The 13027-nt window shown below is 51.0% G+C and carries 14 protein-coding genes; 4 read left to right on the top strand and 10 right to left on the bottom strand.

From position 1 onward, the window contains the following. Nucleotides 1–48: 48 nt before the first annotated feature. From E4Z61_RS12950 to E4Z61_RS12935, 4 genes are all read left to right on the top strand, one after another. The gene (locus E4Z61_RS12950) at nucleotides 49–975 is read left to right on the top strand and encodes an ABC transporter ATP-binding protein (RefSeq protein ID WP_135323126.1); all 927 of its coding nucleotides are present in this window, start codon (nucleotides 49–51) and stop codon (nucleotides 973–975) included. Beyond that, nucleotides 972–1742 (top strand): ABC transporter permease, encoded by a 771-nt coding sequence (locus tag E4Z61_RS12945; protein WP_135323125.1) that lies wholly within the window; start codon nucleotides 972–974, stop codon nucleotides 1740–1742. The genes E4Z61_RS12950 and E4Z61_RS12945 overlap by 4 nt, the downstream gene beginning before the upstream one ends. A gap of 103 nt (nucleotides 1743–1845) precedes the next feature. Then, complete coding sequence (locus E4Z61_RS12940) at nucleotides 1846–2286, top strand: PTS sugar transporter subunit IIA (RefSeq protein WP_135323124.1); 441 nt, start codon at nucleotides 1846–1848, stop codon at nucleotides 2284–2286. 61 nt (nucleotides 2287–2347) lie between these two features. Then, the gene (locus E4Z61_RS12935) at nucleotides 2348–3577 is read left to right on the top strand and encodes a polysaccharide deacetylase family protein (RefSeq protein WP_135323123.1); all 1230 of its coding nucleotides are present in this window, start codon (nucleotides 2348–2350) and stop codon (nucleotides 3575–3577) included. A 14-nt stretch (nucleotides 3578–3591) separates the two neighbouring features. Here the strand turns inward: E4Z61_RS12935 and panD are convergent, their stop codons facing one another. The 10 genes from panD to panB all read right to left on the bottom strand — a co-directional run bounded on the left by panD (nucleotide 3592) and on the right by panB (nucleotide 12868). After that, nucleotides 3592–3972, bottom strand: coding sequence for an aspartate 1-decarboxylase (gene panD / locus E4Z61_RS12930; RefSeq protein WP_135323122.1), 381 nt, complete (start codon nucleotides 3970–3972; stop codon nucleotides 3592–3594). An 86-nt stretch (nucleotides 3973–4058) separates the two neighbouring features. Next, on the bottom strand, nucleotides 4059–4778 hold the full coding sequence (locus E4Z61_RS12925) for a fimbrial biogenesis chaperone (RefSeq protein ID WP_135323121.1): 720 nt from the start codon (nucleotides 4776–4778) through the stop codon (nucleotides 4059–4061). Further along, nucleotides 4769–5287 carry a fimbrial protein gene (locus E4Z61_RS12920; protein WP_167817554.1) on the bottom strand — a complete coding sequence of 173 codons (519 nt, stop codon included), beginning with the start codon at nucleotides 5285–5287 and terminating at the stop codon, nucleotides 4769–4771. The genes E4Z61_RS12925 and E4Z61_RS12920 overlap by 10 nt, the downstream gene beginning before the upstream one ends. 4 nt (nucleotides 5288–5291) lie before the next feature. Further along, nucleotides 5292–5822, bottom strand: coding sequence for a fimbrial protein (locus E4Z61_RS12915; RefSeq protein ID WP_135323119.1), 531 nt, complete (start codon nucleotides 5820–5822; stop codon nucleotides 5292–5294). 11 nt (nucleotides 5823–5833) lie between these two features. Next, the gene (locus E4Z61_RS12910) at nucleotides 5834–6931 is read right to left on the bottom strand and encodes a fimbrial protein (RefSeq protein ID WP_135323118.1); all 1098 of its coding nucleotides are present in this window, start codon (nucleotides 6929–6931) and stop codon (nucleotides 5834–5836) included. After that, nucleotides 6931–9519, bottom strand: a complete 2589-nt coding sequence (locus E4Z61_RS12905) for a fimbrial biogenesis usher protein (RefSeq protein WP_135323117.1) — start codon at nucleotides 9517–9519, stop codon at nucleotides 6931–6933. Before E4Z61_RS12905 ends, E4Z61_RS12910 begins: the two co-directional genes overlap by 1 nt. Continuing rightward, nucleotides 9516–10229, bottom strand: coding sequence for a fimbria/pilus periplasmic chaperone (locus E4Z61_RS12900; protein ID WP_240703823.1), 714 nt, complete (start codon nucleotides 10227–10229; stop codon nucleotides 9516–9518). Before E4Z61_RS12900 ends, E4Z61_RS12905 begins: the two co-directional genes overlap by 4 nt. A 154-nt stretch (nucleotides 10230–10383) precedes the next feature. Next, nucleotides 10384–10965 carry a fimbrial protein gene (locus tag E4Z61_RS12895; protein ID WP_135323116.1) on the bottom strand — a complete coding sequence of 194 codons (582 nt, stop codon included), beginning with the start codon at nucleotides 10963–10965 and terminating at the stop codon, nucleotides 10384–10386. A gap of 248 nt (nucleotides 10966–11213) precedes the next feature. Further along, the gene (panC, locus tag E4Z61_RS12890) at nucleotides 11214–12065 is read right to left on the bottom strand and encodes a pantoate--beta-alanine ligase (protein WP_135323115.1); all 852 of its coding nucleotides are present in this window, start codon (nucleotides 12063–12065) and stop codon (nucleotides 11214–11216) included. Between the two features lie 11 nt (nucleotides 12066–12076). Further along, nucleotides 12077–12868, bottom strand: coding sequence for a 3-methyl-2-oxobutanoate hydroxymethyltransferase (gene panB / locus E4Z61_RS12885; RefSeq protein ID WP_135323114.1), 792 nt, complete (start codon nucleotides 12866–12868; stop codon nucleotides 12077–12079). Nucleotides 12869–13027: the final 159 nt, after the last annotated feature.

Here is a 13027-nt window from a genome sequence, read left to right as displayed (position 1 = left end):
TAATTAAACTATATATAAAATGTCAGAACGTAAGGTAAGTAAAAAACCATGACCATTGCTCTGGAACTTCAACAACTTAAAAAAACCTATCCCGGTGGCGTTCAGGCGCTACGCGGCATAGATTTACAAGTCGAAGCGGGAGATTTTTATGCGCTCTTAGGTCCTAACGGCGCAGGTAAGTCCACCACCATCGGCATTATTAGTTCTCTAGTGAATAAATCCTCTGGGCGGGTTAGCGTCTTTGGATACGATCTTGAAAAAGATACAGTTAACGCTAAACGCCAGCTTGGGTTAGTACCGCAGGAGTTTAACTTTAACCCGTTTGAAACCGTGCAGCAGATCGTGGTGAACCAGGCGGGCTATTACGGCGTTGAGCATAAAGAGGCGGTAAAACGCAGTGAAATTTATTTAAAACAGCTCGATCTGTGGGAAAAACGCAATGAACGCGCCCGTATGTTGTCCGGCGGCATGAAGCGCCGTTTGATGATCGCGCGCGCCTTGATGCATGAGCCGAAGCTGCTGATCCTTGATGAACCGACGGCAGGCGTGGATATCGAACTGCGTCGTTCAATGTGGGGCTTTTTAAAGGATTTAAACGACAAAGGCACGACGATTATTCTGACCACCCACTATCTGGAAGAAGCAGAAATGCTGTGCCGTAATATCGGCATCATCCAGCACGGTGAGCTGGTGGAAAATACGTCGATGAAAAATCTGCTCTCCAAACTGAAATCCGAAACTTTCATTCTCGATCTGGCGGCGAAAAGCCCGCTGCCCAAACTGGAAGGCTATCAATACCGTCTGGTTGATACCTCCACGCTGGAAGTTGAAGTGCTGCGTGAACAGGGGGTGAACAGCGTGTTTTCCCAGCTAAGTGCCCAGGGGATTCAAGTATTGAGTATGCGTAACAAGGCGAACCGACTTGAGGAGCTGTTTGTTTCTCTGGTGCATGAAAAACAAGGAGATCGCGCATGATGCAGCTTTATTGGGTGGCGCTGAAAAGCATCTGGGCGAAAGAGATCCACCGCTTTATGCGTATTTGGGTCCAGACTCTGGTCCCTCCAGTTATTACCATGACGCTGTATTTTATTATCTTCGGTAATTTGATTGGCTCGCGTATCGGTGAAATGCACGGATTTAGCTACATGCAGTTTATCGTGCCGGGGCTGATTATGATGGCGGTAATCACTAACTCCTACGCCAACGTGGCGTCGTCATTCTTCAGCGCCAAGTTTCAACGCAACATTGAAGAACTGCTGGTTGCACCGGTACCCACGCACGTCATTATTACCGGCTTTGTCGGTGGTGGCGTCGCACGCGGGCTATGCGTAGGCATACTGGTGACTGCTATCTCACTGTTTTTTGTTCCGTTTCAGGTGCACTCGTGGGTCTTTGTGGCGCTCACGCTGGTGCTGACATCGGTTCTGTTCTCGCTGGCTGGGTTGTTGAATGCCGTCTTTGCCAAAACCTTTGACGATATCAGCCTGATCCCGACCTTTGTGCTGACGCCGCTGACCTACCTGGGTGGCGTTTTCTATTCGTTAACGCTGCTGCCGCCGTTCTGGCAGGGACTGTCGCACCTGAACCCGATTGTCTACATGATCAGCGGCTTCCGCTACGGCTTCCTCGGCATTCATGATGTGCCGCTGATCACGACGTTTGGTGTGCTGGTGGTGTTTATTGCTGCATTTTATTTACTGTGCTGGTATCTGATTCAGCGCGGACGTGGATTACGCAGCTGATTATTGCTTCCTCTTCCTGGCCGGGAGAGGAAGACTTTTGATGTTTATCACCGTTATGTATTTATCACATTGATAAACTACTTGCCTGCTAAGGAGGTAGGCAATGTTAGGTTGGGTGATTACCTGTCATGACGATACGGCACAGGATATGCTGCATCGTCTGGAAAAAAAGTTCGGCCCGCAGGCGCAATGTCGGGCGGTAAGTTTTTGGCGTGGGCTAAGCGCGAATATGTTAAGCCGGATGATGTGTGATGCTCTGCACTCGACAGATTCTGGTGATGGCGTGATATTCCTGACGGATATTTCTGGTTCTGCGCCATACCGCGTCGCGTCGCTGATGAGCCATAAACATTCTCAATGTGAAGTGATCTCCGGCGTGACTTATCCATTGCTTGAGCGAATGCTTTTGTCGCGAGAATCGATGAGCAGTACGGCGTTTCGCGATCGGATTGTTTCCCTCGGAGGCCCCGATGTCACCAGCCTCTGGCATCAACAACAGAAAAATCCCCCCTTTGTGTTGAAGCATGATTTGTATGAGTATTAGGCATTGGTATTGATGATGCTTTTGCTACAATAGCCGAGGTTTTTCACCTCGGTTATCCCATATGGTTATGCGTGTTCTGCTCATTCTGTTGTTCCTGTTTTCTGGTTTTGCTGCTGCAGCTTTGCCTGCGCGTTATATGCAAACCACCGAAGATGCTGCCGTTTGGGCGCAGATTGGCAATAAAATGGTGACGGTAGGAAATATTCGCGCGGGCCAGATCCTCTCGGTTCTCCCAGGTGGTGAAGATTATTACGCGTTTACCTTTGGCTTCGGTAAGGGGTTTATCGATAAAGGCCATCTGGAGCGCGTGCAGGGACGGCAGAAGGTCGAAGATGGGTTGGGCGATCTCAATAAGCCGCTGAGTAATCAGAATCTGATGACCTGGAAAGATACGCCTGTCTACAACGCCCCTGATGCCGGAAGCGCGCCGTTTGGTGTCCTGGCGGACAATCTGCGCTATCCCATTATTAACAAGTTGAAAGACAGGCTGAACCAGACTTGGTTTCAAATCCGTATTGGCGACCGACTGGCTTATATCAGTGCCTTAGATGCTCAGACCGATAACGGGATCCCGGTGCTAACGTATCACCACATTCTGCGTGATGAAGAGAACACTCGTTTTCGTCATACCTCGACCACCACTTCCGTACGAGCCTTCAGTAACCAGATGACCTGGCTGCGGGATAGGGGCTATACCACGCTGACGATGTACCAATTAGAAGACTACATACATAACCGCGCTAATTTGCCTGCGCGGGCGGTAGTGATCACTTTTGATGATGGTCTGAAGTCGGTGAACCGCTATGCGTATCCGGTACTGAAACAGTATGGTATGAAAGCGACAGCATTTATTATCTCGTCACGCATTAAGGGCCATCCACAGAAGTGGGACCCGAAATCTCTACAGTTTATGAGTATCTCTGAACTGAATGAGGTCAGGGATGTGTTTGACTTCCAGTCTCATACCCATTTTTTACATCGAGTAGATGGTCATCACCGGCCCATTCTGCTCAGCCGTAGTTATCATAATATTCTGTTTGATTTTCAGCGTTCGCGTCGGGCATTGACCCAGTTTAATCCGCATGTGTTGTACCTTTCTTACCCGTTTGGTGGTTATAACGCCATGGCGGTGAAGGCGGCGAATGATGCAGGATTCCACATGGCTGTAACCACGGTGAAAGGGAAAGTGAAGCCGGGAGATAATCCGATGTTGCTAAAACGGCTGTATATACTGAGGACGGATTCGTTGGAAACCATGTCGCGGCTGGTCAGCAACCAGCCGCAGGGATAGTTCTGTACACAAAATCAGGCAACCTGTACAGGAATGGCCTTCGCGGTACGTTTCATTTCATTGTCACCCTCAAAGTAGGCCACTTTCGGGCGCCAGTTGCGAGCTTCTTCGTCAGACATGGTCACGAAGCTGGCGATAATCACGATATCGCCAACCTCAGCGCAGTGCGCTGCAGCACCGTTCACTGAGATAATTTTCGAGCCGCGTTCAGCCGCAATTGCGTAGGTCGAGAAACGTTTACCGTTAGTCACGTTCCAGATATCAATAGCTTCGTTTTCCAGAATACCGGAAGCATCGAGAAAGTCTTGGTCAATGGCACAGGAGCCTTCGTAATGCAGGTCCGCCTGCGTGACCTTCACGCGGTGAAGCTTGCCTTGCAGCATGGTGCGAATCATAACGTCTACCTTTAAACCTTTACGATAACGACGCAGGCAACGCGGCCTGCTTTGAGAAATTTCGCAGGCAGTATTGCCCGATTTATCTAACCTGTCCATATGAGAACGTGCTTTATAAGGTGACATGCTCGCGCGGTTTTTTTTTGCCCCATATCATCCATATCTTGCCAGGATATCGTGCATTTCCCTGTGGCTGGGCACCAGGGCTGTTGCCGACGAGAAAATGGAGGAACCATCCCGCCCGTCAGCGCTTTGCCGTTGATTTGCATTCCCGCCAGCGTGACATACCAGGCGCTGTCGTTGCTGACGATGACGTCACGCTGGTGACGCTGCCAGCGTAATTCCCCTTGTTTTTCCGCCAGTGCATCAGGCCGCCAGATCAGTTTGACCTGCTGGCGAAAGGCGATTAACACCCTGGATTTTTCTGCATCGTTTACCGATGGAATCGCCGAAACGCTCAGCCAGAATAGGCTTTCCCGGTCTTGCGGGATGTTTCCCGTGGCGATAATGCGGAGCTGATGTTCGTTTTGCCCAGGCATCAGGAACAGCGGCGGCGTTACGATAAAGGGCACTTTTGCCAGTTTGGGCGTGGAAGTGAGTAATCCGGGGCTGTCCTGCGCGTCGTCCGGCAGAATTTTGCTTTGTACCAGATACGGTGCGTTGGCGGTATTGCGTAATGATACGCTCAGGCTTTTTGCCCTTTGTGGGTAGATAAAGCGTAACCCGCCGACCACCACGCCCGCTGTGGCGGTAACGGGGAGTATCAGTGCGGCGAGCAGTAAAATCAGGTTGCGCATCATGGCCATGTCAAAATCAGGTTCGCTGTGGCGTTGGCGGGGCCAGCGGGAACTGGCGTGGTGAGCACAACGTATTGTGCATAAAATTGTAGTGAATAAGCCGCTTGCCCCGGCTGAAGCGGATAAGACACGCCGCCGTCCTGGGTGTTATTGAGCGCCAGTGCGTTTTTGTTTTTATCGAGAAGACGGATGCCTAACTGCGCCACCGAACCGCTATCGAGCGCCAGCAGTTCCGGTTTGGCGGTGGGGGCGTTACCGGTAAAGGCAATCTTGACGTTGTTGGTCTCCGGGCCGCAGTTTTCGAGGCCAATGGTAAAACCGATCGGGTTGGTTGATATGCCCGTTGTCAGTAAATCCTGCAGGCGATAATCGCCCATCTGCACCTCTTTATCGCGGTCAGTTTGCACAATATCGCAGGTGCTGTCCTTAATTTTGCCGCTAATTTGTACTTCGATATCATGCGCATACAGGTTGAGCGGCAGAATAACACTGAGATATAGCCATAATCTTTTGGGCATGGTCTTACTCATAGCGTAAGTCGATATACAGTACCGCGTTGGCGTCCCCGGCGGTGACCGGTACGGCGATGGCGGAATAGCGCAGCCCGAATGTATAGAGATTGTCTCCGGCGCTGATAGGGTAGGTTTGCTCGCTATTGAGTGGAATGCGTTGATTACCGCTATTGAGGATCTCCACGGCAATGCCTCCCGCCACGCCGTCGTTTCCGGCGTGACTCAGGGCTAAGAGTTCCGCGTCGCTGGCGGGCTGCCCGGAAAAGGTCATATACACACTGTTGGTGTCGTTCGGTTTCACCACGCAGTTTTCAAGCTGGATAGTGAAAGATTCCGTGGGGGAGGTATCGCCGACCTGGCTGAATGCCCGGCGATCGTGCTCGTGGAGATCGACATTTTTTGTCGCATCGGCCGTGGCAATATCGCAGGTACGGGCCAGAATATTGCCGCTGATTTCGATATCTACGCTGCCTTCCAGTATCTCGGCATGGCTAAAAAGTGAAACTAGTATCAGGCTGATGCCGATAAAGAGATGGTGCATTTTGCTCCTCCTTACGGGTAATACACATCAAGTGTGGCGCGGGCGGTAAACAGCCCCGGCGCAGGAACAACGTCTTTGGTTTTTACCGGCCAGGCCTGCAACATGACGTGGGCGAAGCCGTTATCTTTATCCAGGTAAAACGGAATGCGCGAAGTGCTATCGTTCGGTCTGATTATGTGTTCCGGTGCGCTGGCGGACTGAACGCTGAGCATCACGCCAATATTGTCGTTACTGGATTGAATGGCATCCGGCAGGCTGGTTGAGGGGGTAGCGCGTAAGCCTAGCTGTAACTCTTGCGTCATCTCGACGTTGGAACAGTGGATTTCGATATCTTTTGCCACGGGGGTGTAGTTCACTGGTATTTGCCCGACGGTTTTGAAATCGTTGGCCCAGGCATCGGGAAGGTTAATGGTGATGGTATCGCCCACGTTCAGCTCGCAGCCTTGTGGCACGGAAATGGTGCCGCCAATGGTGACGTAAGAGATAGGGTCTGGCCCGTATGAACCGTCTGTGTGTGAGGCATACAGAGTCGCGATAAGTGTGCCAGCAGGAATGGCAATGAGTGGGGCGGTAATACGTTTCTCGACGCGAAGCTTGATATTGCCTTCTGATCCTGAACCCCAGTGTTGGCAGTTCGGGCAATCCTCAATTTTTCCGCTGACCGGCTGGTGGACGGATATCATGTGATTGCTTTTATCTTTAAATGGCACGTTGTAAGTTGACATGCCTGACCCTGAGTCCGCATCGACAATAGCAATATTTGTTGTGATGGCCAGAAATCCATCGGTATTGGCCAGCAGATAATAATGTTCATTCCCCGCCATACCCAGATCAATATTGGCTGGGCCTGGATCTGCTTTAAATACGGTATCTGAACCTCTACCCGGTGTGGTATCGCACATGGCGGGGTAAGTGGTGCTGCTATTCCAGGAGCGTGAAAAGGTATCGTTAACATGGGTGTCATTAATGCTATGTAGTGTGACATCGACGTAAAAATCGTAATCCGTTGGGCCATTTACTGACGTACACCAGCCGGTATAGGCCTGTGCTGTGCAGGTCATCATTAGCGCGGTGAAAAATAATAGGGTGGTCGGTATCAGGCGTGACATTACAGGCACTCCGCTTGCGTTTGTATAACCGGAACAGCGTTATCTATGGGTAAGGTGAATGTGGCTTTGCACTGTTGGTTTGCATCGTTTCCCCATCGCGCCAGCAGTTGTCCTGTCGCGGGCAAGCCGCCGAGAAAAACTTGCCCCTCGTCGCCGACAATGCTGGTTCCTGCGTCATTATCCAGAGTCACCGTCGCACCAAACGGTACGGAACGGCCATCGTGGATTAACGTAATTAAACCGCGCCAGCCGACGCGCGCGGTAAATTCTGCCCGTACAATGGCCCCTTTGGTCGGGACAACATAGGCGATGTTGTTGTCGACCTCGATGTTATCGCCCAGATCGGTCGCACGCAGGGCAACCCGGTTCTCACGGTAGGCGGTGGCCCACGGAATCACCGCATAGCCACGGCTATCGGTACGAATACCGGTCGCATTTTCCAGCGCCACGCCTTCTGCACCTGGGGCTTTTACCAGCACGTTGGTGTCGCCCAGCGATTGGCTTAGGGTGATACCGTTGGCGTGCGCCAGCAAACTTCCCTGTAGGCCGTAGTTAACGCGTTGGCTGTTTCGGTCATAGCTGTAGGCGACGTTGGCCTGTGCTTTGGCGGCGCGATAGCTGAGGCTGGCGTTGCCGCTGTAGCCAACGCCCTGGTTAACGATGCCCTGTTGCAGACTGTAGTTCAGGGTATGATCGTCCAGCAGATTGCCGGAAAGCGTCATGGCATTGGTGACGCGACCCGAGTTATCTGAGCTGTTGTTAAAGCCGAGCCAGGCGCTGTTGCTACGTCGGTCATAGCGTGTATCGCCGGCCAGGAGTTGGCTCAACGGGATGGAGATATTTAACGACAAAATGCGGTCATCTTCTGCACCGCTGGTATGGGAATAGCTGTAGTTCAGGCTGTAGTTGATGGATTTTAGCGAACTGCTGTAGCCCAACTGGATGCTGGTATTTTTCTCATCGCTGTTCCAGTAATCCTGACGGTTGGCATTGAGATAGAGCGAGCCGTATTCATCAAACGACTGTGAAATATTTAGCTGTACCTGCGCGCGTTGGTTTTGATACAGATCGTAGGTATTCTGCAGTGTGCGGATGTCATCGTCGTCTTCATTAAACGAACTTCTGTCGCCTTTCATATGACGCCAGGTGGTATCTTCGAGCGTGTAATAATTTTTCGTAGAGTAGCGGTAGCCTGCCAACTGGAAATGGGTGTTGGTTGCCTCCAGCGTTTTGGAATACAGAAAACGGTACGACTCTCCGCTGTGTTTTGAATCGTCGGGCAATATGCTGTCGGCATGAATGGCATCCAGCGAAATTGCGCCGAGCATTCCCAGGTTAAAACCGAAGCCAAGGGCTTCTGCGCGATAATTTTCGCTCCACTGCGCGCCACCGTACAGCGTGGTATTGAGCGGCATCCCCCAGAAAAATTGCCCTTGTGCGATGGTTGGCGTTTCCTGCTGGCTGTCGTTGCTGTTGTATTTCCCGACCGCCATGTTGTATTGCAGATGACCTTCGCGCTGCAAATATGGCACCGCAGCGTAGGGGACGATGTACTGATTCTCACTGCCATCGGCCTCTTTTACCGTCACCTCCAGGTCACCGCTGGAAGAGGTTGGGTAGAGGTCGTCAATGACGAACGCTCCCGCAGGGACATACGTTTGGTAAATTACATAGCTATTCTGGCGAACCGTCACCTGCGCATTGCTTTTCGCGACGCCGTGAACCGTTGGCGCAAAGCCGCGCTGGCTGTCCGGGTACATGCTGTCATCAGAGCTAAGCTGCGCGCCACGCAGGTTCACGCTCTCAAAAATCTGACCGTCGGTATAGGTATCGCCAAGGGTTAATGCACTGCGTAGTGCAATAATGGGGCGGGTGATGGCGGTGCTGATATGCTGCCAGTCGGCTTGTGATTCGCTGTCATTGCCGTGCTGGTAGGTATAAGTGCTGTAATCGCGCAAACGCCAGGGGCCAAGATTCAGCCCGCTTTGTATATTAAGAAACCCATCATCGCCCGCCCAGGCACCGTAGCCTGAACTTCCGTGATATTGATAGTTAAGCAAAAAAGCGGGAATACCGTTGTCCCATTTTTCCGGGGCGATATAGCCACGGGCGTTGGGTTTAATCAGCGCCTGTGGAATGGTGATTTTCAACGTCTGTTGATTGACGTTGTAATCAGCAACGGAATCCGCCACGGCATCCGTCAGGGCAAGGCATTCGCCGGTTTTTTCGCTGGCGTGAAATGCACTGAGTTGCCCGACATTAACACCCATTTCGCTCAGTTGTAATTCGGTAAAGCAGGGGGCTAACGCATCCTGGCGCAGTACGAAAACCACGTCGCGGGTATCGATACGCTGACTGTTGAGCCACAAGTCGACCCGATAGCGCCCCGGTGGTTGGCTAATGCCTTTTTCGAACTGATCCAGCGCGGCGACGGCAGAGGGATCGTCAGATAAAAATGCAGGATCGAAGTGCAGCGACTCCGCCTGGCTTGCTGCTGGAATAGCGCAGTACGCCAGCAAAAAAAAGGAAAGTGACTGGCGTGCTGCTTCGCAGAGATAATCACGCCTGATCCCCTTCGAATGATTCATAGATCGCCCCGGATGACTGGCATCTGCGAGCCGTAATCATCAACGGTTTGCAGTGACAAATTTCCCTGAGCATTGGCTGGAAGTGGGATAGCGGTGTCCTGTTTTGGCGCAATGGTCAGATTATCCAGCTTGGTCGTGCCGACCTGAATGTTGACCAGGCTAATGTAATAAGGGCTGGGGTTGGTGATAACCAACGAGTTTCCCACGCGTTTAAAGCGCATCATTTTGGGTGCTGCACCGGGAGTGACGGGAAGGTCCGCCGGTCGAACCAGCAGGCGAATGCGGTTTTGGATCGCAATCTTTAACGTATTACTACTTTTATCTTCTTCAGAAGACGGAATTGCTTTTACGTTGAGCCAATACAATGTCTCTCTATCGGTCGGCAGAGCATTGCTCGTTGGCACGATGCGTAGCGTATTTTCGCTTTTCGGTTTGATCACAAACAGCGGTGGCGTAACGATGAAATCGTTGACCTTTTTTTGTTGAAAATTTTCCACCCATGACTGAACAAGAAAATGGCTTTTCTGATGACTATTATGCACTCCCAGCGTTGCTTGCTTCTCATTGATAGAGAAAATGATTCGGGAGTGGCTTAAACCTACGCCGCCGTTTTCGGCGTAGGCTTGGGTACAATAAAAAGATATTACGAGAATAAGTAATGTAACGTTAAGAAATATTTTTGTTATAAAGTCTAAAAATTGCCGCATCATAGGATGTCCATTCCATAGACAGTGAGTAAACGAGATATAGCGCTGTTATACAATTGTTTCGGAATATAAAAATGTTTCTTACCTGTCCATGTTGGTAAATAAACATCGCACTACCGGAAAATTGGCATAAATACGTATATCTCGCTTGGTTGTATTAGCTGAATGTGACGTCGAATGTGGCTACGGCGTCAACCGCCCCTTTAGTCACGCCAGTTCCAGTGGTGTAATAATCGGCCTGAAAATCTTTATGGCCTGTGGTTTCCCCAGCTGGAATAGTCAGCACACCGCTGGCTGTGCCGAGAGAGAGTTTGGTTGCGCCGTCAAAGATGGCAATGCCCACATCAACCGCCGCAGGTGTCGCGATGCTGGTGTTTTTCAGTACGGTGGGGTCCTTAGTATCTGGCGTGCCTTTAAAGGTAAAGGTAATATTTTGTACGTCAGCAGAGCTGCACTTTTCCATATTAATGGTAAACGTTTCTTTATGGTTTCCTGCAACACCTGCGCTGGTTGAAGAACTGGCACCATAGAATTGGGTTAATGCGACATCTGACAGCATCACGGTTAAATCCGCACCTTGATCGCCAGCAGAAACAACGCAAGGAGAGTCAACAACATTGCCTTTAAAGTGCACCTTTCCTGCATCGGTGACGACAACATCGGCTGCGAAAGCCTGTGCTGATAATAGTAATCCAATTGCAGAAGAGAGAAGTCCTAATTTTATTCTTTGCGTATCCATCTTAATATATCCTTGATAGCGGGTGTAATAATAAAAAGGTATTGAGTAATAATGAAAATAGCTGTGGCAATATAATATTATATTTAGCTTAAAAATATATCATTTAAATATGTTTTGAGCAATAAAAGTGCTGACACTGAAATTTAATTTACAATGTAGAAAAAATAAAAATATAGATATTTTGAATGTTTTTTGGGGCGGAGGATGCTGATGATGAATACCGGCATTTGCCGGTATTGCTTAAAATATCAGGCAAGCTCAACGCTTTTATTGTCGATCAGACGCGCCTGGCCCAGCCATGCGGCAACCAGAATCACTGCGCGTTTGCTGGTGTCGGTCAGAGCGAGCAGCGTATCGGCGTCGCGAATCTGAATATCGTCGGCACGGAAACCTTTTTCATTCAGTTCTTGCTCGGCAATGGCAATTATTTCTTCCTGGTCACGCTCACCAGCCTGTAATTTTTCACCCATGCTGCTCATGACGCTGAATAAGCCAGGGGCGATTTTACGCTGTTCTGCCGTTAGGTATCCGTTACGTGAGCTGAGGGCTAAACCGTCTTTAGCGCGGATAATCGGAACGCCGACGATTTCAATGTCGTAGCCCAGATCGGCAACCATTTTGCGGATCAGTGCCAGTTGCTGAAAATCCTTCTCACCAAAGCAGGCGATATCCGGCTGGATCAGGTTGAACAGTTTGCTGACGATGGTGGCAACACCGCGGAAGTGTCCAGGACGGCTTGCGCCTTCCAGCATGGTGGATAGCCCAGGAACTTCTACATAGGTTTGGGTATCTGTCCCTTGCGGGTAGATATCTTGCACTGCCGGAGCAAAGACAAAATCAACTTTGCGTTTGTTCAGCTTTTCGCAATCTTCTTGCAGCGTTCGCGGATAACGCACCAGATCTTCCGGGCGGTCAAACTGCATTGGGTTGACGAAAATGCTGACGATCACCACGTCCGCACGCGCTTTCGCTTCGTCGACCAACTTCATATGACCGTCGTGCAGATTGCCCATCGTCGGCACCAGCGCAACGCGCTGGCCTTCCATACGCAGACGACGGATATGCTGACGCAGCAGCGGCAAGGTTTCGATAATAAGCACAACAAGACTCCTTAATGGAAACTGTGTTCTTCGCCCGGGTAGACGCCGGACTCGACTTCAGCCATATACTGCCGCACGGCGGCGCGGATGTCGCCCGCTTCCGCGAGGAAATTTTTGGCGAATTTCGGGATATGCCCGCCGGTAATACCGAAGGCGTCATGCATGACGAGGATTTGCCCGTCAGTGACGTTGCCAGCACCAATGCCGATTACCGGAATAGAGAGCGCTTCAGTGACGCGTTTCGCCAGTTCAACCGGCACGCATTCCAGCACGATCAGTTGCGCGCCTGCGGCTTCCAGTGCCAGCGCGTCGCTCAGCAACTGGTCGCCTGCATTGCCACGCCCTTGCACTTTATAACCACCAAAGACGTTGACCGACTGCGGGGTTAACCCCAGATGGCCACACACCGGCACAGCACGTTCGGCAAGCATTTTGACTGTGTCGGCAAGCCACTCACCGCCTTCGATTTTGACCATGTTCGCGCCCGCACGCATCACAATTGCGGCATTTTCAAATGCCTGCTCCGGCGTGGCATAAGCCATAAAAGGCAGGTCAGCCAGCAGCAGGGCGTTTGGCGCACCGCGACGGACAGCGGCGGTGTGATAGGCGATATCTTCAACGGTGACCGGTAGGGTAGAGTCGTGCCCCTGCACTGTCATCCCCAGCGAGTCACCGACCAGCATGACATTGAGCCCTTCATCGGCAAACAATTTGGCGAAGCTGTAGTCGTACGCGGTAATGGTTGCGAAGCGTTTTTTTTCCTGCTTGTATTTCTGAAGCTGCGAAATAGTCGTCGGTTTCATAACGTATCCTGATGGCTAAGGTGCAATTATTGGCATTCTAGCAGCCATATCGGGTGGGGCAATCATTTCGGTACGCTCATATCACCAGTTAACTGATGATATGAGCTGAGACTGATGACGAATGCAAAATTGCCTGATGCGCTACGCTTATCAGGCTTA

Source organism: Citrobacter tructae, from assembly GCF_004684345.1.
Lineage (GTDB): Bacteria > Pseudomonadota > Gammaproteobacteria > Enterobacterales > Enterobacteriaceae > Citrobacter > Citrobacter tructae.
The sequence above is the reverse complement of the archived record's forward strand: the minus strand, read 5'-3'. Positions and strand labels throughout refer to the sequence as shown.